This window comes from Hymenobacter cavernae (genome assembly GCF_014641455.1).
Lineage (GTDB): Bacteria > Bacteroidota > Bacteroidia > Cytophagales > Hymenobacteraceae > Hymenobacter > Hymenobacter cavernae.
Map to the genome: position 1 here is coordinate 479,798 of NZ_BMHT01000005.1, position 22,942 is coordinate 502,739.

Below are 22,942 nucleotides of genomic sequence, written 5' to 3' on the forward strand. Positions count from 1 at the left end.
CGAAGCTTGCGCTTCGCGCATCGTTGAACGACCTAACCTGTGCCGCTTCAACGATAGTCGTTTAACGATACGCGAAGCACAAGCTTCGCGCTACATTCAGCCGATATGATTTCTATTGTTCTTCTCTCTGTTCTCGGCATTGCCAACTTATTCCTGGGCTTCCTGCGTTCCAACCGGATGCTGCTGCCGGTGGCAATGCTCATTCTGGTTGTCGTATTCGGGGCGAACGTGCTGGACTGGAATGCCGCCTCGCAGTCGTACTTCAATAACATGCTCACCATCGACCGCTACTCGGTGGCGTTCACGGGCATTGTGGTCCTGACGACGCTGCTGCTCCTGCCTTTCTCCGAAAAGTACGTGCGCGATGGCGAAGCCAACCTGGCCGAATATTACTCGCTGCTGCTGTTCTCGCTGGTGGGCGCCATCATGATGGTGAGCTACGACAATTTACTGATGCTGTTCGTCGGAATTGAAATCCTGAGCATCTCGATGTACGTGCTGGCTGGCTCCGACAAGCGCAACGTGCGCTCCAACGAAGCGGCCCTGAAGTACTTCCTGATGGGCTCCTTCGCCACGGGTATTCTGCTGTTCGGCATTGCGCTGGTGTACGGCGCGACCGGTACATTCCAGCTTACCCAAATCGGTGCTGGGGTTGCCAACCCGGCCAATGCTAGCTTCACGCCCATGCTCTACATCGGTATGTTGCTGATGTTCATTGGTATCAGTTTCAAAGTATCGGCTGCTCCCTTCCACTACTGGACGCCGGATGTGTACGAAGGCACCCCCACGTTCTTTACCGCATTCATGAGCACGGTGGTAAAAACGGCTGGCTTCGCGGCGTTCCTGAAGCTGCTGATGATTGCCTTCAGCTCCGCACAAAGCTTCTGGATTCCGACAATCATGGCCATGACGGTGCTTACGCTGCTTATCGGCAATGTGGGCGCCGTAGCGCAAAACAGCGCAAAACGGATGCTGGCGTACTCCAGCATTTCGCACGCGGGCTATCTGTTTATCGGTCTGGTCGCGCTGAATGGCAAGCTCTCGGCTAACGGTATCTTCTTCTATTCGCTGGCGTACTCGATTGCAACCGTGGCTGCCTTTGCCGTGCTGAAGCTGGTTATCGATCAGCGCCAGCGGGAAGATTACGATGGCCTGAATGGGCTAGCAAAAACCAACCCGCTGCTAGCTTTCGTGATGACGGTAGCCATGCTTTCGCTGGCGGGTATTCCGCTGACTGGCGGCTTTTTCGGCAAGTTCTTCCTGTTCGGCGCCGCTGTCGACAAAGGGCATATCGGCCTGGTAGTATTTGCGGTAGTCATGTCGATGGTTGGCATCTACTACTACCTGCGACCGGTTATTGCCATGTACATGCGCCCGGCTATCGATGAAGAGGACGCTACGCCGGTTGCTGTTACCGGCTTTCAGTCCGCAGTACTGGTGCTACTTGCGTTGCTGACTATCGTGTTGGGGGTATTGCCGAGCCTGGTCAGCAATCTTTTATAAGGCGGCAAGAAGCGGTTTGAATTTTTAAGAAGGTTTTAGAACGTCATTCCGAGGCAACGAGGACTCTCGCGTGCAATGGTAACCCTAACGATTGGAGTTACCATTGCACGCGAGATTCCTCGTTGCCTCGGAATGACGTTCTTATAATATCTCGACAGACAGCTTTAAAAATCAAAAAGGTCGGCCATAATGGCCGACCTTTTTGTACTCACGTAAAGTAGTAGAGTTTCTATATAGGCTTAGTAAACAATATGGTAAGTAGTTGTATCAGTCAGTTTACAACTACTATGCCAAAAACCTAGCCTCTTTCGTTACTTGCTTGTTACCCGCAGGCTGATGCGGCGATTTAGGGCGCGGCCATCTTCGGTATCGTTGCTGGCAATGCCGTGCTTATCGCCGTAGCCTTTCGCCTCGATACGCGCGGTTGCAATACCTAGGTTGATGAGCGTGGCCATTGCCATCTTTGCCCGGTCTTCACTCAGCTTCAGGTTCTTAACGGCATCGCCGCGGGTATCGGTGTAGCCGCCGATTTTGATCTTCGCTTTCGGAAATACCTTCAGAATCTCGGCCACGTTCTGGAGCTGCACCAATGATTCGCCCGTGAGCGTCGTCTTATAAGGGTCGAAATACACCCGATCGAAGCCGATCCAGCCTTTGGTGCGGTTCACCGAATCCACCTGCATGTTGGGGTCCGAGAGGAACTGGTAGAGCTTGTTTTCCGTCGAGTTGGCCCCCACAATCTGCTTAGTGCCGTTGCTGAGCTTCAGCACCAGCGGCAAGCCCGTATCGTAGATGTAGTTGCCGCTGGCTTGGTCGTAGTGGCCCCGCACGGTAGCCGAGGCGTTGACTCTATTATCATCTTCTCTTCTGCCCGCGTTAGCTGGCGTCGCCAAACCCTCAACTCCTGCCAGGGCAGCGGAGCCCGGCGCTTCCACAGCTCCTGGCTTATACCCTATCAGATAGCCAATTACAGCCGCCGCTACTACCAGCGCGGCCCACAGCCAGCGGCTTGAGTTATCTGCCGTCTGCACCAAACCCGCGGCCGGTGACCTAGGCATCTCAAGGCTCGGTATGGCGGCCACCATCGGGGCGGCAGCTACGGGTTGGGCCGGGTGCTGCTCCCGCTGGCTTTGCAGCCATTGGCTAAGGCCGTCGGCATCCCAGTTGTGCTCGGCAACCTGCTCGCCCAGCATCCCCAGCGCCACCGGCACCACCACGTTAATCAGATCCGCCACGGCAGTCGTCTGAATGCCGGATGCAACCGCAATGCTGCGCACGGCGCCCTGGTAACGATCATCCAGTAAAGACCTTATCAGGTTGACGCCGCGATTGGCATCGACGGCGGCATCGTGCTCCAAGGCATGGCGCGGATTGCTGAGCACGTTGGCTTTCGAAGCTTCCCGGGCCATGCCCCATACCACTTCGCGCCCACCAACACGTTCGGCCAACTCCACGAGGCTGCTCACCGTGAGGGGCACAACACGCCGCAGCGCACTCCGCACACCTAGCTCCTGCTCGTTTGCCAGGTCGCCGATGTGCGTCAGCTCGTTGCGTAGTATAAAGCCCTTGATTTCTTCCAGTAAACTCTGTGTCATAATCATAAACGTGACGATTAGCTCTTTGAGAGGATAATAATACAAAAATTTAGCAGATAAGCACCAAATTCTATACTATAAATCCTTGGTTATCAGTAATCACGGTTGAGCTGACTTATACGTTTCCCCACGAAAAAGAGCGGCTTTGCGGGCCGCTCTTTTTCGTTTGCTTCTTCTGGTTCAATAAAGTAAGTACGCTACTATTTTCGGGTAACATGAATGCTAACCCGCCGATTCAGGGCGCGCCCATCTTCGGAGGTATTGCTGGCAATGTTGTGCCGGGAGCCGTAGCCCTTTGCCGCTACGGTTGTGCTATCAACGCCGAATTTCACGAGCGTAGCCTTTGCGGCTTGCGCCCGCGCCTGGCTCAGGCGCTCATTCAGCGTGGCACTGCCGGTGCTATCGGTGTAGCCGCCTAGCTGCACTTGCGCCTTGGGAAAGGTCTTGAGAATACTGGCCACGTTCGACAGCTGCCACATCGACTCAGCCGTCAGAATGGCTTTATTCGATTCGAAATAGATGCGGTCAAACGTAATCCAGTTTTTACTAAGGTTCACGTTATCAACGTTTTTGGCAGGATCGGCGAGAAACTGATACAACTTGTTTTCCGTGGAGTTAGCACCGATGATCTGCCGAACGCCGCCTCCTAGCTTCAGCACAACCGGCACCCCGGCCCGGTCATAGATGTAGCTGCCGTTGTCTTTGCTGTAGTTGCCGTTAGCCTGAATGGCTGCGGGGTTGCCGGCATCCCAGGGCCCGTCGGGCACGGCGGCATTCGGCAGGTTGTACACCGGCTGGTACCTGGCTTCTGCTTCCGGGCGCGGCTGATAGCCCAGCAGGTAGCCGATGAGGCAAGCCGCAACAACCAAAGCAATCCACAACCAGCGGCTCGTGGCATCGGCTGAGCGGGTTGCGCGCGATGCTCCGGCCCCGGTTGTTGGCACCACAAACGCCGGCAAGGCGAGTTCCCCGGCCTGCTGACTTTGCTGACTACGCATCCAACGGCTCAAGGCCTCAGCGCTCCAGTGGTGCTCTGCCACCTGCTCGCCCAGCATACCTAGGGCCACGGGCACTATGATGTTGAGTAAGTCAACTACAGAACCCGGCTGAATACCGGCTGCCGCAGCAATACTCTGGATGCTAGGTTCATACCGTTCGCCCAGCAGAGAGCTAATGAGTTGAGCACCTCGCTCTGAGATGGATTTCGTGGCGTATAGCGCTTTATGCGGATTACTGAGCACCTCCGATTTGGCAGCTTCGCGCGCCATGCTCCACACCACGTCGCGCCCACTCACTTGCTCAGCCAACTCAACCAAGCTATTGACTACAAGTGGCACCACCCGACTCAGCGCGTTTTTCGTTTCGAACTCTGGTTCGTCGGCAATGCGTCCTACTTGCGTCAGTTCGTTGCGAAGAACAAAGCTCTTTACTTCTTCTAATAAACTTTGAGTTAAAATCATATCCGAAGAGGCTTAAGGCCAGCAACACAGTCCAAATTTTTTCTTGATCATTACCATTCAAGAAAAATAGCCATACGACAGCGCGGCACCACCCGGATTTAAGAGCACCCGTAAATTCTACATAATCAGCTGAATGCGGGCTCGTCCGTGTCGCAGTTGGCCCGGCACCTAGGTCCGCAAACACAAACCCCACCGGACAGCTTTTTAGCAGCTTATCGGGCGGGGCCTTCCTATGTTTATCAACTATTTACTTCGCAACTAGCAGGCGCGAGCAGCTACACGCGCCGCATCACCACGCCCACTTCATCGGCATACACGACGGCCTCATCACCGAACGGTTCTTCGCCGCGGAAGCGCTGAAGCAGCCGGGCCGTGGTGATAATATCCTTCTGGCAATAGTGCACGATGCGCGGCAAGTCGTTGTCGCTGTAGTACACGCGGGCCACGTCGGCGCCCGAAATGTCGTCTTTGGGCGTCGGAATGCCGAACATGGCTGCCAGCAGCGCCAGCGACGTGAACGACTTCCGGTCACCAAACTTCCACAGCTCCATCGTGTCGAGGTGCGACACTTCCCAAGGCTTCTTGCCGGCAATATCGAGCTGCGGCGGCAGCTGTAAGCCATTGATGAGCAGTCGCCGACCTAGGTAGGGGAAGTCGAATTCCTTGCCGTTGTGCGCGCACAGCAAGTAGCTAGGTTTGCGGGCCAGCAGCGTCGCAAACTCCTGTAGCATCTTCTTTTCGTCGTGGTCGGCAAAGCTTTTTACTTTGAAGCGCCACTTCTCCTCCTGCTTATCAAAGTAGAAACAGCCCACCGAAATGCACACCACGCGCCCAAACTCGGCGTAGATGCCGGCCTGCTCGAAGAGGCTGGCGGCTTCCAGGTGCGAAGGCATTTCTTCCACATCGGCGCGGCTGGAACTCCAGCCTTTCTCGCGGCGCAGGGCGTGGCATTTGTGCTCCCAGAGCAGCCGCAGCATATCGTTCAGCTCATCGTGGCAGCCCACGCAGGGCACGGTTTCGATGTCGAGAACGAAAAGCTGATCGAGCGAGATTTTTTGCAGAACCTGCATATGGAAGGCCACTAACGAAGTTTACTACTCCGAAGATAGCCTTTTCAGCCTGATGCCCGCAACGAAACTTAGCGCAAACGGCGGCAGAACCTAGCCAACTGCTTGCCCAAGAGCCAGTAATCAGCTAGTGAAACGAAGCACCAAAATCTATCAACTTGCTCTGCTCCAACAAGCTCAGGCGAGAGCCGGCCGCCCGGTAAGGCAAAGACCAACCAGAATTAAGACGAGATTACGACGTGGCTTTGCCATAAGACAGAGGAGTTGAAGGCTACGGCTGGCGGTGCCAGCAAAGAACTTCCTGAGGTTAGCTAGCCCGGCGGCTAGTGCTAGGAGGCTCAAGATACCTAGGTCGCAGCCACCCATCAATCACATGATCATGTGATGGCACACTCCTCCTTCGGCGCAAAGCTAGGTTCTAGGCCAAGCCCTGGCGCAGGGCTTTGCTCACGGCTTCGGTCATCGAGCGCACGTGCAGCTTTTCGTAGATCTTCTTGATGTGGGAGCGCACGGTGTCAATGCTGATGTCGCGGTCGGCGGCAATCATCTTGTAGCTGTAGCCTTCCACCAAGAGCCGCAGGATTTCCCGCTCGCGGGGGCTCAGATTAGCGGCCGAATCGTCGGCGGTGGCGGCGGAAGACGTTGGTGCTTTCGGGAAAAGCTGCAACACCTGGCGGGCAATGGCGGGCGTCATGGGGGCGCCCCCGGCGCGCACTTCTCCGATGGCTTCGAGCAAACGAGCGGGCGGCGTTTTCTTGAGCAGATAGCCGTCGGCCCCGGCGCACACGGCGCCAAATACCCGCTCATTTTCCTCGAACACAGTAAGCATCACTACGTTGATATTCGGCGAGCCGGCCTTGATGCGGCGTAAGCCTTCAATGCCGTTGATGCCAGGCATGTCGATATCCATCAGGACGACGTGCGGTTGGAGGCGGGCTACGTCGGTCGTAACCTGGGTGCAGTTGCCAAAAGCACCGACTAAGGACAATCCTGGGGCGCCGGCAATCAGCTGGCTCAAGCTAGCTTGCAGATCGGGATTATCTTCATAAATGAGTACGCGAGTTGAAGTTTCCATAGTGTGTTTAATTGTGACTCTAAGGTACGACGACCGCCGACGCCGCGCGACTGCATAATCATGTGATACCTAGGCTAGTTGCCATCCCGAGTATTCTGCACATCAAGCAGCGACGAGGAAGCTGAATTACTTAGTTAGCTAGTACACTCAGATACCTCGTCGCTGCTTGATGCGCAGAATACTCGGAATGACACGTTAGCGCAACCTAGCCTAGCTTTCAAGCGGTACGCTCAGCTCCAGCTTGGTTCCTTGGCCCGGCGCGGTATCAATCGTGAGTTTTCCCTTCATAGCAGCGGCGCGGGCGCGCATGTTTACCATACCGTTGCCACCGCCCCTTGCCGGAGCCTGCGGATCGAAGCCGATGCCGTTATCTTCCACATTCAGAACGAGATGGTGCTTCTGATAGGAAAGCGCAATAGCCGCTTCGGTAGCCTGCGAGTACTTAGCTAGGTTATTCACCGATTCTTTAAAGAGCAAGAAAAACTCGCGTCGGGCCTGCATATCCAGCCGCAGCCCCTGCACCGATGGCGCTACCCGAAACGTAAAATCGACACCACGGCTTTCGAGCACCTCGGAAGCAAAGCGGCGCATGCGGGCCGTCACGTCGTCGAGCGAATCGTGGGCCGGGTTGATGGCCCACACGATATCGTCCATGGCATCGAGCATTCGGCGCGAGCTGTCCCCGATTTGCTCCAGCAAGCGGCTAGCCTGCTCGGGGCGCTGGTGCTGCTGGTGGTCGCGGGCCAGCTGGCTCAGAATGGAAATGCTGCTCAGCGTAGAGCCCATGTCGTCGTGTAGGTCGCGGGCAATGCCGTGCCGGACCCGCTCCATGGCCAGCAACTGGCGCACCCGCACCCGATACGCGAAAAACAGCACCCCAAACACGCCCCAGCTGCCCAGCACCCGGAACCACCACGTCTGATACCAGGGCGGCTCTACCACAATGGTGAGGGCCGTCCCGCGTTGGTTCCACACGCCATCGTTGTTGCTGGCTCGCACCCGGAAGGTGTAGGTGCCCGGACCTAGGTTTGTGTAGGTGGCTTCGCGCCGCGTGCCGGCCGCTACCCAACCGGGGTCGAAGCTTTCGAGCCGATATTCGTAGCGGTTTTTGTCGGGCCGGCGAAAGTTGAGGGCGGCGAATTCGAGGGAAAAGAAATAGTCGCGGGGGCTCAGCCGCACCACCTGTTGCTCCGTGATGGACGAATCCAAGGCCACCGTTTCGTCGAACTTGCGAAAATCGGTGAGCACGACGGGCGGCGGAGCATCATTGATCCGCACTTCGCCAGGCCGGAAAACAACCAGCCCAATCACGCCTCCAAAATAAAAGCGGCCGCTACGCCCGCGGCAGTAAGCGCCGGCATTGTACTCATCCTGCACCAGTCCGTCGCGCATATCGAAGTTCAGGAACTGCCGCGTACGCGGCATAAAGCGCGCAATGCCCTTGTTGGTGGAAAGCCAGAGGTTGCCTTGCTCGTCTTCCAGCATGCCATACACCACATCATTAGGCAAGCCCTGCGGTTCGCGGAAGGTCGTGAAGCGCCCCACTTTGGCATCATCCAAGCGGCAGAAGCCCCCGCCTTCCGTGCCCACCCACAGCACCCCGGCATGGTCTTCCAGAATCGACCGCACAAAGTTGCTGCTCAGGCTTTTTGCCTGTCGTGCATTAGCGCGGAACGCTCGAAACGTACCGCTTTGCGGGTCAAACTGGCACAAGCCGCCTCCACCAGTACCCACCCAGAGCTGCCCGTGCCGGTCCTGGCGAATCACCCGCACGAAGTTGTTGCTCAAGCTAGCTAGGTTTTGCTCATCATGCTGATAAACGGTAAACCGCTCCGTAGCAGCATCATACCGGTTCAGGCCGTGTTCTGTGCCAATCCATAAGCGCCCCTGCGCATCCTCGTACAAAGCCCGGATAAAGTCGTCGCTGATGCTGCCCGGTTGATCGGGTTCGTGGCGGAAGTGACGGAAGCTGGTGCTGCCCGGCTCCAGACAGTCAAGCCCCTGGCTTTGCGTGCCGACCCACAAGCGCCCGCGCCGGTCGATCCACAAAGCGCGCACGTAGTCTTCGCTCAGGCTGTTGGGGTCTTGCGGGTTGTGGCGAAACTCCCGGCGCTGCCCCGTGCCAGGGTCGTAGCAGACGAGGCCTTCACTTTCAGTACCCACCCAGGCGCGCCCCGCCGCATCTTCACACACGGCCCATAAAGGCCCGTTTCCCCGACGGCTGATCGGATAAGTCCCGAAAGCAACCGGGTGACTATCGAAGCTGCTCAGGCCATTTTCGGTACCCACCCACAGCAGCCCCGTGCGGTCCTCAAATAACGACTGCACCACATTGCCGGGCAGCGAATACGGACTGTGCTGGACGTGCAGGAAGGTGTCAAACGTGTTCGTCTGGCGCTGGTAGCGACCTAGCCCCATGGCCGTGCCGACCCACAGCGTGCCCTGCTTATCCAGCAGCAACGACCGGATGTTATTGTTAGGTAAGCTGCCCGGCCTCGCGGCATCGGCCCGGAGTACCTGCGGCAGCTCGTTATGCAAACCTAGGTAGGCAATGCCATCCGTTTCGGTGCCGGCCCACAAGCCGCCGCGCGGATCAGGAAACAAGGATGTAATGGCGCTGGCAGCCTGCCACCGCGGATGCGGCACCAGTTGGTTGGTGTGCGGGTCCAATTGGCTTATTTGCCCTTCGCCGGTGCCTACCCACAAGCTGCCATCCACGGCCTGCGCAATGACCCGGATGGAATTTTGCCGCACCTCGGCCTGGTTGGTGGGCCGGTGCTGAAAGCGCTGAATAGAACGGCCATTCTTTGCCACGCGATGCAAGCCATCTTCCGTGCCCACCCAAATCCGTCCTTCTTTGTCGCAAAACACCGCCCGCACGAAGTTGTCGGCAATGCCGCCTGGCTCGTTCGGGTTGTTCTGAAAAATGCGGAACTTTCCCGTTACGGGGTCATACTGACACAGCCCGCCGCCCCCGGTACCCACCCAGATTTTGCCTTGCTGATCCTGCGTCAGAGAAAGGATGAAGTTGCTGCTTAAGCTGCCCGGCCGCTGCGGGTCGTTGCGAAAGACGTGAAAGCCCGCGCCATCAAACCGGTTGAGCCCATCCTGGGTACCTAGCCACAGAAACCCCCGCCGATCCTGCAACATGCTCGACACACTGTTCTGCGACAGACCGTCGGCGGTGGTTAGGGTATGAAACAGTAAGGCCGGCGACTGAGCAGCAGCTGGCAGAGCCCACGCGGCAGAAGCAGCCCACACCCACCGGCATAGCACCCAAAGTAACAGAACACTAGTTCGCTTCATGAGCAAGGCGGCAGCTAGTCGAGCCACCGAAATTCAGCTAGTCAAAACTAGGAAAAATCCTTGCTTGTGCTGCATTATTTACTAAAGAGCTACTGCTACTCGACTTATGGCAAAAGGCCAGACTAGAAAGCGGCGTCTGATATCTCAGGCGCCGCTGTCGTTTCTTCCAAACCTGGTTAGTTAAGCACTACCTACATGTATGAATTTGAGGTTCTCGCAAACTGCTGCACCCATCTTTTCAGTTCTTCACCTTCTATATCTAAGTAAGGGACATACTCAAAAAACCGTGGCGTTAAATCATTAACCGGACGAATCTCTAGTGAGTAGTAACCTAGGCGTATTCGCTCTAAACTAACTGCCAAATTTTCCCATGACTGCCACCCCAACTCCTTCGTCCATACCTTTTCCGGCGTGAGCCGCAACAATACGTCTCTTTCCTTAAGACGTAGATTTGCCATGTGTATTATCAATGCTCCAACTAAGGCCTCAATTATGCCAGGGAGTAGTTGATCCATTCCACGAATGACAGTTAGCATGGCAACAAGAATGATGATAGCGCCAAACGATACCATCACCTTTGCTTTCCAACGCGTGTACCGAACCTCTACCATTAGTATAAAGGAGAAGCCTAGCTATTAATAGCTAGGCTTCGTCGTTTTGTTGCTCTAAGGGTTACTTTGCTGGCACTACCGCCGTCTTGATGCTTAGTTCCTTCAGCTGCGCTTCCGAAATCTGCGAGGGCGAGTCAATCATCACGTCGCGGCCGGAGTTATTCTTCGGGAAGGCGATGAAGTCGCGGATGCTGTCAGCGCCGCCGAAGAGCGAGCATAGGCGGTCGAAGCCGAAGGCAATACCGCCGTGAGGCGGCGCGCCGTATTCGAAGGCGTCGAGCAGGAAGCCAAACTGGGCTTTAGCTTCCTCATCGGAGAAACCTAGCAACGAGAACATGCGCGCCTGCACGCCACGGTCGTGGATACGGATGGAGCCGCCGCCGACTTCTACGCCGTTGATAACCATGTCGTAAGCGTTGGCCCGCACTTCGCCGATGGTGTCGGGATTGTCGAGCAAAGCTAGGTCTTCGGGCTTGGGCGAGGTGAACGGGTGGTGCATGGCGAAATAACGACCTTCCTCTTCGATGTATTCGAGCAACGGGAAGTCCACGACCCACAACGGCGAGAACGTGTCTTTGTCGCGCAGACCTAGGCGCTGGCCCATTTCTAAGCGCAACTCACTTAAAGCTTTGCGGGTCTTGTTCGCATCGCCCGCCAGAATAAGCAGCAGGTCGCCTTCGCTAGCGTTAAAGGCTTCTTTCCACTTTTGCAGCTCTTCCTGCGAGTAGAATTTATCCACCGACGATTTCACCAAGCCGCCGGCTTCTACGCGGGCGTACACGAGGCCAGTCGCACCTAGCTGCGGGCGCTTCACAAACTCCGTCAGCTCGTCGAGCTGCTTGCGGGTGTAGGTGGCAAGGGTAGAAGCGTTGATACCGACTACCAACTCGGCCTTGTCGAACACCGGAAAGTTCTGGCCTTTCACGATGTCGTTCAGTTCTACGAACCTCATTTCGAAGCGCGTATCGGGCTTGTCGTTGCCGTACTGACGCATGGCGTCCGCGTAGGTCATGCGCGGCAGTTCATTGATTTCAAGGCCTTTCACTTCCTTGAACAGATATTTCACCAAGCCTTCGAAGGTGTTCAGGATGTCTTCCTGCTCCACAAACGCCATTTCGCAGTCGATCTGAGTGAACTCGGGCTGGCGGTCGGCGCGCAGGTCTTCATCGCGGAAACACTTCACAATCTGGAAGTAGCGGTCGAAGCCCGACACCATCAGCAGCTGCTTGAATGTCTGGGGCGACTGCGGCAGGGCGTAGAACTCGCCGGGATTCATGCGCGAGGGCACCACAAAGTCGCGGGCGCCTTCGGGCGTGCTCTTAATCAGCACGGGCGTTTCCACTTCAATGAACTGCTCGCCGTCGAGGTAGCGGCGCACCGCCTGGGCCATGCGGTGGCGCAGCATCAGATTCTGGCGCACGGGCGTGCGGCGCAAGTCGAGGTAGCGGTACTTCATCCGCAGGTCGTCGCCGCCGTCGGTTTCGTCTTCGATGAGGAAGGGCGGCAGCTTGGCAGGGTTAAGCACCTCCAACTGCTGCACCCGAATCTCGATGGCACCGGTTGGAATTTTCTCGTTTTTGGAGTAGCGCTCGGCCACTTTGCCAGTTACCTGCACCACAAACTCCCGACCTAGGGTGCGGGCCAGCTCGCGCAGCTCGTCGGCTTCCACGCCTTCTTCCAGCGTGAGCTGGGTGATGCCGTACCGGTCGCGCAGGTCAACCCAGAAAATGCCGCCTTTGTCGCGGGTGCGCTGCACCCAGCCGGTGAGCGTAACAGTTTGACCAGCGTTATCGAGGCGGAGTTCGCCGCAGGTATGCGTTCGGAGCATAATTCAGTAGTAAGTATTAGGTAGTGAGTAGTTAGATGAGCCAAGTAGCAGCATGGGAAACTAACTACTCACTACTTACTACTCACTACTAGCCAGCAACAAAGTTAGGCAGGAAAGATAAGTCAACTGGTTGTTAAAGTCGGATTTTAGCCAGATACCATTAGAACTTTCATCGATTAAAACGTGCTTTGTAGCGTCATAAGCTAGCTTCACCCGTATCCAAAACCCATTCTGGTACGGAGTATGCAACTTCCAGGCACTACTCCGTTTTAACTTCCTCCTTCGTTTTTACATGAAACGCATTGTTCTTTTCAGCTGCGCCGCTGCGTTGCTCACCCTTTCGGGGGCTCACGCGCAGACGTCCACCAAGGTTAAAACCAAATCGAAATCAGCGGCCACCGGCGCCGTTATCAAGTCTAAATCCAGTGGTGCTGAGCCGGTAACGCTTGATGGCCCGATCAAGCGCGTGGAGACGCTGTCGGGCATCGACGTATATCCTGACCCCAGCTCCCAAACCATTATGCTGAGCTTCACGCAGCAGTTCACCAAACCCGGCACGCTGGTGATGACCAATTACAAGAATGTGCCGGTGTACACCACTGCCCTCGACCCGCAGGACAACACCGGTCAGCCCGTCAACCTAGGTCGGATTCCGGCCGGCACGTATCTGGTAGAAGCCAAAACCGGCAACTACGTGTACTGGAAGCAGGTGCGTATTAAGTATCCTTCAAAGCCGGCCACGGGCAAGAAGCGCCGCTAAGCCGTTTGTCTGGCTAAGTCCTGAAAACCTCCGTGGTTCACTCCGCGGAGGTTTTGTTTTATCGGAACGCACCGCAACGCGTCTGGTGTTTACAACACTTAGGTTGACAACAACCTTTTCAAGACCTAGGTCGTGCACGCGAGAACACGCCGCGGCGCGTTCCTACAGTTCCGACTGCTTGCCTTACTTTGTCGTATGAAAATCTCTTCCATTTTGCGTTTGGCGCCGCTGCTGGTGCTGTTTACGTTGGTTGCCTTTGTAGCGCCCGCGCCTAAGCTTAAGAAAACGCCCGTCGGCAAAAACATCACCCTAGGTGTGCCGGAAGGCTTTGCGGCCCTGCCCGACGATGGCATTGCAGCCAAGTACCCAGCCCCGCGCAAGCCGCTGGCGGTCTTCTCCAACCCCAGCGGCCGCGTCGATGTGAGCGTGGCTCAGAAGCCGAGCACCTTCACCGACCGCGACTACGCGCTGCTGCTCAAGATCTACAAGGCGAGCATCCAGAATACGTATTCCAAGGTTGATTTTCTGACGGAAGACATTCGCACCATCAACAAGCGCGACTTCGTGACGCTGGAGTTCGTATCATCGTTGGCCGACAACCGGCGCAACGGCAACCTAGCTCCTATTCGTCGGTATCAGCTCATCCAGTACACCATTCAGGGCGACCAGCTCTACGTATTCACCTTCAACGCCCCCGCCGACGAGCAGGCGCAGTGGCAGCCCACGGCCCAGGCCGTGATGCAAAGCATCTCGATGAAATAAATTTGATGCGCTGATTGATGTATTAGCACCTAAAAACATCAGATAATCAGCATATTACTTCACCAGCACATTACAAAATGACTCTTTCCTTATACAGCGACGAGCACTACATGCGGGAGGCGCTTAAGCAGGCGCGCTATGCGTTGGCGGAGGAAGAAATTCCGATTGGCGCGGTGGTCGTGCTGGAGCGGCAGATCATTGCCCGCGCCTACAACCAAACCGAAAAGCTGCGCGACGTAACGGCCCACGCCGAAATGCTGGCTCTTACCGCAGCCGCTAACTATGTGGGCAATAAGTATCTATCCGACTGCACGTTGTACGTAACCATAGAGCCGTGCGTGATGTGCGCCGGGGCCAGCGCCTGGGCCCAGGTGCGGCGCGTGGTGTACGGCGCACACGAGGAAAAACGCGGCTTTCGGCGGTATGGCAACCTGTTGCATCCGAAGACAGAACTGGCAACCGGCATCCTGGCCACCGAGAGTGCCGAATTGATGCAGCAGTTTTTCGCCCAAAAACGGAAATAACTCTACTTTTAGCGGTGAAATGGCGGGATGGTGAATTGGTGAGTAGTGAACCAGTGCGTGTGGAACGATGGCCGTAACCCATTCGCCTTAAAATCTGTTATTCCCTAACTCATCATCTCCCTGTTTCACCGCTCACCATTTTACCATCTCACAATTTCACCATTCAAACCTATGGCCTTCGAACTGCCTGCTCTGCCCTACTCCTACGACGCTATCGAACCCTACATCGATGCGCAAACGATGGAAATCCACCACACGAAGCACCACCAGGCTTACGTGACCAACCTGAATAACGCCATTCAGGGAACGGAGATGGAGAATCAGTCGCTGGAAGAAATCCTGCACAACATCGCCAAGGCGCCGGCTGCCGTGCGCAACAACGGCGGTGGTCACTGGAATCACTCGCTGTTCTGGACGATCCTAGGTCCAAATGGCGGCGGCGAGCCTACGGGCCCGATTGCTGAGGCTATCAGCAAGGCTTTCGGTAGCTATGAGAAGTTCAAGGAAGAGTTCACGAAGGCTGCTACTACGCGCTTCGGCTCGGGCTGGGCTTGGCTCTGCAAGCAGCCCGACGGCTCGCTGCAAATCTGCTCAACCCCTAACCAGGACAACCCACTGATGCCTGACACCGGCTGCAACGGCACGCCGGTTCTCGGCCTCGACGTGTGGGAGCACGCTTACTACCTGAAGTACCAGAACAAGCGTCCCGACTACATCGCGGCCTTCTACAACGCCATCAACTGGGACGAAGTGAATAAGCGCTTCTCAGCCTAGGTTCTGAATTTTTGCTTGCTTAAAAAGGCTTCTTCGCAAGGTGCGAAGAAGCCTTTTTGTTGTCCTTGCAGTTCGGCTTTGCACCTGTGTGCCACTTACCTAGGTTTTACGAAAATGCAGTTTAAGCGGAGTCGTCATGCTGAGCTGGCCGAAGCATCCCGCGTGCAGTAGTAGCTCCAATCGTCAGGTTCTACTACTGCACGCGGGATGCTTCGGCCAGCTCAGCATGACCGTTCCGGGCTTTTCAGATAAGACCTAGGTTAGCCGGCTAATGAGTAACAGGCCAGTGTGCTTCTGTTTCCGGGCTCGTTTTCTCGGCTCCGTGCCCGCTCTTTTCCGTCGATAATCCTTAGTACCTTTAACGGCTGAATCTTACTTCATCTTCAAAATACCCTGCATGAACATCAAGCTTCGCCTTACCATCCTGAGCTTCCTACAGTTTTTTATCTGGGGTTCGTGGCTGATAACCATTGGGGCATATTGGTTTCAAACGAAGCAATGGCCCGGCGGAACATTCGGGGCGGTGTTCGCTACCATGGGCACGGCCTCCATCTTTATGCCTTCGCTCATGGGCATTTTGGCCGATAAATGGGTGAACGCCGAGAAGCTCTACGGCCTACTGCACATCCTGGGCGGGGCCGTGCTTTGCGCCGTGCCCATGATCAACGATCCTGACCAGCTGGTGTGGGTCATGCAGCTGGCCATGATCTTCTACATGCCGACCCTGGCTTTGTCCATTGCCGTGTCGTACTCGGTGCTTAAGCGCGAAGGCTTCGATGTCGTGAAGGACTACCCGCCCATTCGCGTGTGGGGCACTATTGGCTTCATCGTGGCGATGTGGACGGTGAGCCTGCTCGGCCTGGAGAAGTCGGCCAATCAGTTTTACGTAGCGGCGGGCGCGGCCTTTTTATTGGGCCTGTACTCCTTTACGCTGCCGGCCTGCCCTCCGCCTTCGAAGAACACGCCGAGCCGCTCGCTGGTCGATGCCCTAGGTTTGAAGTCGTTCGCGCTGCTCCGCGACCCCAAAATGCTGACGTTCTTCTTGTTTGCCATGCTGCTCGGCGCCGCGCTCCAGCTTACCAACGCTTACGGCGATACCTTCCTGCACGACTTCGACAAAGTAGCCGCCTACCAGGACACGCTGACGGTGAAGTACCCGGCCATCATCATGTCCATCTCCCAGATTTCGGAGACGTTATTTATCCTGGCTATTCCCTTCTTCCTGCGCCGCTTCGGCATCAAGCAGGTCATGTTCTTTAGCATGGTGGCCTGGGTGCTGCGCTTTGGCCTGTTCGCCTACGGCAATCCGGGCTCCGGACTCTGGATGATCATTCTCTCGTGCATCGTCTACGGCATGGCCTTCGACTTCTTCAATATCTCCGGCTCGCTGTTCGTTGAAACCCAGACGGCTCCCTCCATCCGGGCCAGCGCGCAGGGTTTGTTTATGATGATGACCAACGGCTTCGGCGCCGTGCTGGGCAGCCGGGTAAGTGGCATTGTTATCGAGAAGTATTTCACCGCCGCCAATGGCGCCAAAGACTGGCAGAGCATCTGGCTGGCGTTTGCGGCCTACTCGCTGGTTATTGCCGTCTTGTTCGTTATTCTTTTCAAGCACAAGCACGATCCGCAAGCCATTCAGGAACCACACACGGAGCCAGTTCTTTCAACCGAACCAGCCTAGGGCCAAGCTAGGTTTGCGTGCGCTGCTTTACAAAAATCGTCCTTAGGCTATTTAATTAACACAGCTTTTCTTATTGAATGGCGTCACTTCCGAGTTCGGCGGCTACCCCTGACCTTTCGGCTACCTTTACCCAGCAAGGCTTTCAGCCAATAAACTGGTTTTACGCAATGTTCGGGGTGCTACCCCGCCGCGAAATCTATCAACTAGCTTCTTCTGAAGCGCGACAAGCGGTGCTCGACGCCCTGGCCGAAACGTACAACTTAGACCATGCTACTGTTGTGCATTCGGTTTACCTGGAGGAAGCTGGCAAGGACCCGGAGTGGCACTACTATGCCTTGTCACCTGAACCTCATTTACTTCTGTGGTTCTACGACCGAGGCCTATACGGCGACCAAGGAGCCCAGCTGTTTTACTCCCCCCGCACTAACGCAACTTTACTAACGCAGGTACGTGCCCTGCTCATGGTTCAACTTGATAAGGGGAAGCTAGAACGCCAACGCATTCAGGTGTTGCGGCTTAATGGCAACGACCTAGAGTTTTCGCCGTTGCCGCTCAAGATTCCGGCGCTCGACCTAGGTACGCACTACAACGACGACCTGCTGCCGGTGCACGAGACCATTATGCGGCGCTTGCAAAAGCCCGACGATAAAGGGCTCGTCATCTTACACGGGCCGCCCGGCACCGGCAAAACCAGCTACATCCGCCACTTGTGCGGCCTCACGGATAAGCCGAAGCTATTCATTCCACCCAACCTAGCGGTACGCATCGCCGATCCGGAGTTTATCAACCTGCTGCACGATAACACCAATTCGATTCTACTGATTGAGGATGCAGAAGAGTTGCTGATGAAACGTGATAGCCAAGGCAGCAACGCCGTCAGCAACTTGCTCAACCTCTCCGATGGCCTGCTCTCAGATGGTTTTCACATTCAGATTATCTGCACCTTCAACGCCGACCTAGCCCGCATCGACAAAGCTTTATTGCGCAAAGGACGCCTGATTGCTTCCTACAACTTTGAGCCGCTCACGCCAGCCAAAGCACAAGCGCTGGCTACTACCCTGGGGCAAACAAGCCCGGTTACAGAGCCGATTACGCTAGCCGATATTTATAATCGAGAAGAAAATACTTTTATTAGTGCGCCTAAAAGCACAAGCCGCATTGGCTTCGGACGTTAGAACCTAGGTTTTAGTATAAACTTAGCATAAAACCAGTATAAATACAGTATAACAAAAAAACCGCTTTGCAGACTGCAAAGCGGTTTTTTTGTTGATTTTCAGCGATAAGTCAGCTTAGAACTGCTCGTCGGCGCTGAAGTAGAAGTCACCTTCGATTTGCGCATTCTCGTCGGAGTCGGAGCCGTGCACCGCATTAGCCTCGATGCTCTTGGCGTACTTCTTCCGGATGGTGCCTTCGGCAGCCTGCGCCGGGTTGGTAGCCCCGATCAGCGTGCGGAAATCCGCTACGGCGTTTTCTTTCTCCAGAATAGCGGCCACAATCGGACCCGACGACATGTAATTCACCAGGTCGTTGTAGAAGGGGCGCTCCTTGTGAACTTCGTAAAACTTGCCGGCGCGCTCGGGCGTCAGGCGTACTTTCTTCAGCGACACGATGCGGAAGCCGCCTTCTTCGATCATGTGCAGAATGCCACCAATGTGGTTTTCCTGCACCGCGTCGGGCTTAATCATCGTGAATGTGCGATTCGTTGCCATTAGTAATGGAGTAAGTGAGTGACTGGGTAGGTAAAAAAAAGGGCTTATCCCTTCTAGGGCGCAAAAGTAGTCTTATTGCGCAATTGGCTAGGTAGTCGCCGAAAAAGAGGTGCCGGCGTTACGTAGTTCTCCCCTACTCAGTTGCATCTTACCGCACCAAATTTCACTGGCTTTTGTTGAACCCAGGAATATTTCCGATTTTTGCCGCCTTGCTCCGGCGTAAACCTCCGACTTTCAGCCACCTATTAGTAGGCAATGTCCACTATCACCGCCTTGAAGGAGCTGCTCGCGCAGCCCCGGCAAATCTTCATCACAACGCACCACAAGCCCGATGCTGACGCGCTGGGCTCGTCGCTGGCCATGGCGGGGTATCTCCGCAAAAAAGGCCACCACGTGACCGTAGTGACACCTTCTGACTATCCGGGCTTCCTTGAGTGGATGCCGGGCAACAGCGAGGTTGTCATCTATGATCGGAAGCAAAACGACGCGCAGGTGCGCGAGCTTATCGGCACGGCGGAGGTCATCTTCTGCCTCGATTTCAGCTGCCTAGGTCGCATCAATGAGATGGGCGACTACATCCGCGTGGCACCGGGCACGAAGGTGCTCATCGACCACCACCTGGAGCCTGAGCAGTTCGCCGATCTGGACTACTCTAACCCAAAAGCCGCCGCAACGGCCGAGCTGGTGTTTGAGGTAATCCGCGACCTAGGTGACCAAAGCCTCATCGACGTGGGTATCGGCGAGTGCCTGTACGCGGGCATCATGACCGACACGGGCTCGTTCCGCCACCCCAGCACCTCACGCAACGTGCACCTGATTATTGCCGAGCTGCTGGATGCGGGCATCGACCTAAGCTCGGTGCATCGTCGCATCTACGACTCGCATTCGGAGCTGCGCCTGCGCTTCCTGGGTTTCGTGCTGAAGGACAAGCTCACGGTATTGCCCGAATACAACACCGCCTACATTGCCATCACGCAGGACGAGCTGCGCCAGTATCAGTCCAAGACGGGTGACACGGAAGGTCTCGTGAACTTCGCGCTCAGCATCGAAGGCGTCGTGTTTGCCGCTATTCTGATTGACCGGGGTTCGGCGGTTAAGATTTCCTTCCGCTCGGTCGGCGACTTCTCCGTGAACGAGTTTGCCCGCAAGCACTTCAACGGGGGCGGCCACCACAATGCCGCCGGCGGCATCAGCTACGACTCCTTAGATAAGACCGTCGAGCGTTTTCTGGACCTCTTGCCCGAATACCAGACGCGCCTTGTAACCGCACCATTGGCGGTTGCGCCGCCTGCGGCGTAACTTGCCCTCAATTCCCTTTTCAACCTTTTCCCTTTTCATGCTCTTCTCACGCACTTTTCTTAGCCTGGCCCTCGCAGCCGGCGTTTTAGGCCTAGCTTCCTGCAACAAGGGCGGCGGCGAATTCAAGAAGGCCAAATCGGGCTTCGAATACAAAATCTTCAAGAGCACGGGCAGCGGCAAGTACGACGCGCGCGAAGTAGCCCCCGAAGGCGACGCCACCTACAAAGAGCGTCTGGGCAAGGTAATGGCCCTGAACGTGGAGTACCGCACGGGCAAAGACTCGATCCTGTTCAACTCGCGCAAGCAGCAGCAGGGCATCCCGATGCGCATTGAGCTACAGGAAGTGAAAACCAAAGGCGGACTGGAAGAAGCTATTTCCTTGCTTCAGCCCGGCGACAGCGGCGTGTTCCGCTTCAACGTTGACACTATTTTCGCCAAGTCGTTCAAGGCGCCGGTGCCGCCCTTCATGAAGAAGGCCGGCCCGACCATGACCATGTTCGTGAAGGTGGATAAGGTGCAGACCCGCGAAGAAGCTATGGCCGACCAGCAGAAGGCCATGGTGGAGATGCAGCAGAAGATGATGGCCCACGCCAAAGATCAGCTGAAGAAAGACGACGCTGTTCTGCAAGACTACATCAAGAAAAACAACCTGACCGCGCAGCGCGACACCTCCGGCATCTACTACATCATCACGCAGCCCGGCACCGGCGCCAAGCCGAAGCAAGGCCAGACCGTGTCGGTGCAGTACAAAGGCACGCTGCTCGACGGCAAAGAGTTCGACTCGTCGGCGAAGGGCAACGGCGGAAAGCCGATTGCTTTCCCTCTGGGTGTTGGCCAGGTGATTCCGGGTTGGGACAAGGGCATTGCCCTGCTCAATAAAGGCACGAAAGCCACGCTTCTCATCCCCTCTTCGCTGGCGTACGGCCAGCGTGGTGCCGGCGCCGACATTCCGGCCGACGCTCCGCTCCGTTTTGATGTGGAACTAGTTGATGTGAAATAGAATTAAAGCCTCGTCGGAAACTCAACTGACGAGGCTTTTTTCTTAACTTCAAGGTTACTATGACACACCTTTTTTCTTCTTCTCCCGTGCTTCGTTTGGCTGCTATAGCCCTAGCTGCCGTACCTTTGCTTGCTTCCTGCAAAAAGGACGAAATTGACTATGCGGCTCTTGAGCGCGAACAGCAGGCGCAATTACGCGCCGCTTTTGTTGCCGACTCACTTACTATTACAAAGTACATTGCCGATAGCAGCTTTAAGAATGTAGAGCGTCGCCCTACGGGTGTGTACATAGTGCACAAACCACAATTTCCTGGCTCAGGATCAGTGGCACAGCCTGGCCAAGCGCTGACAGCTTACTACAAAGGTTATACAGTACCTGATAACAAGCTTTTCGATGCGTCACAGATAGACAACACCGGAACTATAAAGCCAATTTATTTCACCTTAGGCGTGACCAACCTAATTTATGGCTGGCATGAAGGGTTTGCGTCGCTGAAGAAAGGAGAGAAAGCTATTTTGTTGATCCCTTCCGGTCTAGCCTACGGTTCTACCGGTAGTAGCAATGGCTCGATTCCGCCGAATACGCCGTTACGCTTCGATGTGGAACTAGCTGACATCAAGTAAGCTAATCCAACCTGTTTACATCCAGACCGCGCTCTTACGCATGAAGCATTCTGCCACCATTGCCCGAACTCTACTATCTCTAGTGCTAGGGCTTATTGTGGTCATGCCTGCTTCAGCCCAATTATCGGACACCTTGCGTACATCAAGCGGAGTGCGCTACCTGATTCGGCAGCCGGGCACTGGCAGCCCAGCCCAACCCGGCGACCGGCTCACGATGCGCTACACCGGCTTTTTGCCGAACGGGCGCATCTTCGAAACGTCGGCTACCGACGGCGCGCCGCTTCGCTTTCGGGCGGGGCGCGGCGAGGTAATTCGGGGCTGGGATGAGCTGGCTTTGCTGCTGCCCGCCGGCACCCGCGCCCACGTTTGGATACCGGCCGCCCTGGCCTATGGCCACAAAGGCGCCCGCGATCCGGACGATGAAAACCGCTTCCTCATTCCGCCCGACACGGATCTGGAGTTCGATCTGGAGGTAATAAAAATCAAGTAGCTCCCAACGCAAAAGACCTTGTCTGATTAGACAAGGTCTTTGTATTTTCTATACCGACAGAAGCGCCCGCGCTATTCCGCCAACACTTCGGAAAGCACGGATAGCGAGCGAATGTCACCTAGCTTTTCGACGTGCAGCTGGTAGTAGCGAATGAGCACGTCCAGCAGCTCGCGACGAATGCGGCCGTTGGGCACCGTAGCACTCGCCGGGTCGCGCAGCAGCTCGTCGAAGTACTGATCAAACTCCTGAAAGCGCAGGGCAGCCGGCCCGGTACCGCGCGCCGAGTTGGCCGATTCTGTAGCAAAAGCAACCTGCGTGGTTATCTCACTCCCGGCTTGAACCCCAAAACCTAGGTAGGCGGTCAGCTGAAGCAGAAAGACCAGCGCGAAGTTCTCGAAGCCACTTTCCTGCGCATCAAAAGCTAGGATAGACTCGTGGAGGAAGTTGAACATGGGTTCATTCTCCTCTTCTTCCAGCACCGTGCGGCTCACCATTTCCGACAGGAAAAGCACGATGCTGCTCTTGCGCACATCGTACGGCAGCGTACGAAACTGCTGCTCGCAGCGATACTCCGACAAGCGCGTAATGCCGCCCTGCCGCGAGGTATACGCCACCAGCTCAAGCAGCGTGAACGGCTGAAAAAGCGCAATCCGGCCCGGCGGCTTGGCCTTGCGCACCCCATTCACGATGTAGGTCTGCAAACCTAGCCGCTCGGTGTAAACCCGCGCAATAATGGACGTTTCGCGGTAGCGAATGTAGTTCAGAACGATACCGCGGGTTTTGATTAACATAAGTTGATGTGCTGATTTCTTGGTGTGCTGATGTGCTGCTTATAGATAACATTCATCATCCTAAAATCAGCCCACCAGCACATC

At 55.9% G+C, this 22,942-nt stretch carries 20 protein-coding genes; 11 read left to right on the plus strand and 9 right to left on the minus strand.

Features of this window, described 5'->3' with window-relative positions:
* Positions 1–105 precede the first annotated feature (105 nt).
* On the plus strand, positions 106–1,503 hold the full coding sequence (locus IEX74_RS15630) for an NADH-quinone oxidoreductase subunit N (RefSeq protein WP_188814946.1): 1,398 nt from the start codon (positions 106–108) through the stop codon (positions 1,501–1,503).
* Positions 1,504–1,814: 311 nt separating this feature from the next.
* Here IEX74_RS15630 and IEX74_RS15635 read toward each other — a convergent pair whose 3' ends face one another.
* From IEX74_RS15635 to aspS, 7 genes are all read right to left on the minus strand, one after another.
* Complete coding sequence (locus tag IEX74_RS15635; protein ID WP_188814947.1) at positions 1,815–3,098, minus strand: OmpA family protein; 1,284 nt, start codon at positions 3,096–3,098, stop codon at positions 1,815–1,817.
* Positions 3,099–3,298: 200 nt separating this feature from the next.
* Positions 3,299–4,558 (minus strand): OmpA family protein, encoded by a 1,260-nt coding sequence (locus tag IEX74_RS15640; RefSeq protein ID WP_188814948.1) that lies wholly within the window; start codon positions 4,556–4,558, stop codon positions 3,299–3,301.
* Positions 4,559–4,833: 275 nt separating this feature from the next.
* Complete coding sequence (locus tag IEX74_RS15645; RefSeq protein ID WP_188814949.1) at positions 4,834–5,628, minus strand: 3'-5' exonuclease; 795 nt, start codon at positions 5,626–5,628, stop codon at positions 4,834–4,836.
* A gap of 415 nt (positions 5,629–6,043) precedes the next feature.
* On the minus strand, positions 6,044–6,700 hold the full coding sequence (locus IEX74_RS15650; protein ID WP_188814950.1) for a response regulator: 657 nt from the start codon (positions 6,698–6,700) through the stop codon (positions 6,044–6,046).
* Between the two features lie 210 nt (positions 6,701–6,910).
* Positions 6,911–10,006, minus strand: a complete 3,096-nt coding sequence (locus IEX74_RS15655) for a sensor histidine kinase (protein ID WP_188814951.1) — start codon at positions 10,004–10,006, stop codon at positions 6,911–6,913.
* A gap of 191 nt (positions 10,007–10,197) precedes the next feature.
* On the minus strand, positions 10,198–10,542 hold the full coding sequence (locus IEX74_RS15660; protein ID WP_188814952.1) for a hypothetical protein: 345 nt from the start codon (positions 10,540–10,542) through the stop codon (positions 10,198–10,200).
* 136 nt (positions 10,543–10,678) lie between these two features.
* Complete coding sequence (gene aspS / locus IEX74_RS15665) at positions 10,679–12,445, minus strand: aspartate--tRNA ligase (RefSeq protein WP_188814953.1); 1,767 nt, start codon at positions 12,443–12,445, stop codon at positions 10,679–10,681.
* A gap of 292 nt (positions 12,446–12,737) precedes the next feature.
* Between aspS and IEX74_RS15670 the strand changes: the two genes are divergently transcribed.
* The 6 genes from IEX74_RS15670 (at position 12,738) to IEX74_RS15695 (ending at position 18,121) form a co-directional block, all read left to right on the plus strand.
* Positions 12,738–13,205: a T9SS type A sorting domain-containing protein gene (locus IEX74_RS15670; protein ID WP_188814954.1), complete on the plus strand. Its 468-nt coding sequence runs from the start codon at positions 12,738–12,740 to the stop codon at positions 13,203–13,205.
* A gap of 195 nt (positions 13,206–13,400) precedes the next feature.
* The gene (locus IEX74_RS15675; RefSeq protein ID WP_188814955.1) at positions 13,401–13,967 is read left to right on the plus strand and encodes a hypothetical protein; all 567 of its coding nucleotides are present in this window, start codon (positions 13,401–13,403) and stop codon (positions 13,965–13,967) included.
* A 77-nt stretch (positions 13,968–14,044) separates the two neighbouring features.
* Positions 14,045–14,491, plus strand: coding sequence for a nucleoside deaminase (locus IEX74_RS15680; RefSeq protein WP_188814956.1), 447 nt, complete (start codon positions 14,045–14,047; stop codon positions 14,489–14,491).
* Between the two features lie 171 nt (positions 14,492–14,662).
* The gene (locus tag IEX74_RS15685) at positions 14,663–15,265 is read left to right on the plus strand and encodes a superoxide dismutase (protein ID WP_188814957.1); all 603 of its coding nucleotides are present in this window, start codon (positions 14,663–14,665) and stop codon (positions 15,263–15,265) included.
* A 397-nt stretch (positions 15,266–15,662) separates the two neighbouring features.
* Entirely contained in the window at positions 15,663–16,946 is a 1,284-nt protein-coding gene (locus tag IEX74_RS15690) for a nucleoside permease (protein ID WP_188814958.1), read from the plus strand.
* Between the two features lie 77 nt (positions 16,947–17,023).
* Positions 17,024–18,121: an ATP-binding protein gene (locus tag IEX74_RS15695; RefSeq protein ID WP_188814959.1), complete on the plus strand. Its 1,098-nt coding sequence runs from the start codon at positions 17,024–17,026 to the stop codon at positions 18,119–18,121.
* Positions 18,122–18,235: 114 nt separating this feature from the next.
* On the opposite strand, the gene IEX74_RS15700 is transcribed toward IEX74_RS15695, so the two are convergent.
* Positions 18,236–18,655 (minus strand): nucleoside-diphosphate kinase, encoded by a 420-nt coding sequence (locus tag IEX74_RS15700; protein WP_188814960.1) that lies wholly within the window; start codon positions 18,653–18,655, stop codon positions 18,236–18,238.
* A gap of 255 nt (positions 18,656–18,910) precedes the next feature.
* On the opposite strand from IEX74_RS15700, the gene IEX74_RS15705 reads away from it, so the two are divergent.
* The 4 genes from IEX74_RS15705 to IEX74_RS15720 are packed head-to-tail and all read left to right on the plus strand — an operon-like array spanning position 18,911 to position 22,067.
* The gene (locus IEX74_RS15705) at positions 18,911–19,954 is read left to right on the plus strand and encodes a DHH family phosphoesterase (RefSeq protein WP_188814961.1); all 1,044 of its coding nucleotides are present in this window, start codon (positions 18,911–18,913) and stop codon (positions 19,952–19,954) included.
* Between the two features lie 37 nt (positions 19,955–19,991).
* A complete protein-coding gene (locus IEX74_RS15710) occupies positions 19,992–20,954 on the plus strand; it encodes an FKBP-type peptidyl-prolyl cis-trans isomerase (RefSeq protein ID WP_188814962.1) in 963 nt (320 codons plus the stop codon).
* 59 nt (positions 20,955–21,013) lie between these two features.
* Positions 21,014–21,577: an FKBP-type peptidyl-prolyl cis-trans isomerase gene (locus IEX74_RS15715; protein ID WP_188814963.1), complete on the plus strand. Its 564-nt coding sequence runs from the start codon at positions 21,014–21,016 to the stop codon at positions 21,575–21,577.
* 40 nt (positions 21,578–21,617) lie between these two features.
* The gene (locus tag IEX74_RS15720; RefSeq protein WP_188814964.1) at positions 21,618–22,067 is read left to right on the plus strand and encodes an FKBP-type peptidyl-prolyl cis-trans isomerase; all 450 of its coding nucleotides are present in this window, start codon (positions 21,618–21,620) and stop codon (positions 22,065–22,067) included.
* Between the two features lie 71 nt (positions 22,068–22,138).
* Here the strand turns inward: IEX74_RS15720 and recO are convergent, their stop codons facing one another.
* A complete protein-coding gene (recO, locus tag IEX74_RS15725) occupies positions 22,139–22,858 on the minus strand; it encodes a DNA repair protein RecO (RefSeq protein ID WP_188814965.1) in 720 nt (239 codons plus the stop codon).
* Between the last annotated feature and the right edge of the window lie 84 nt (positions 22,859–22,942).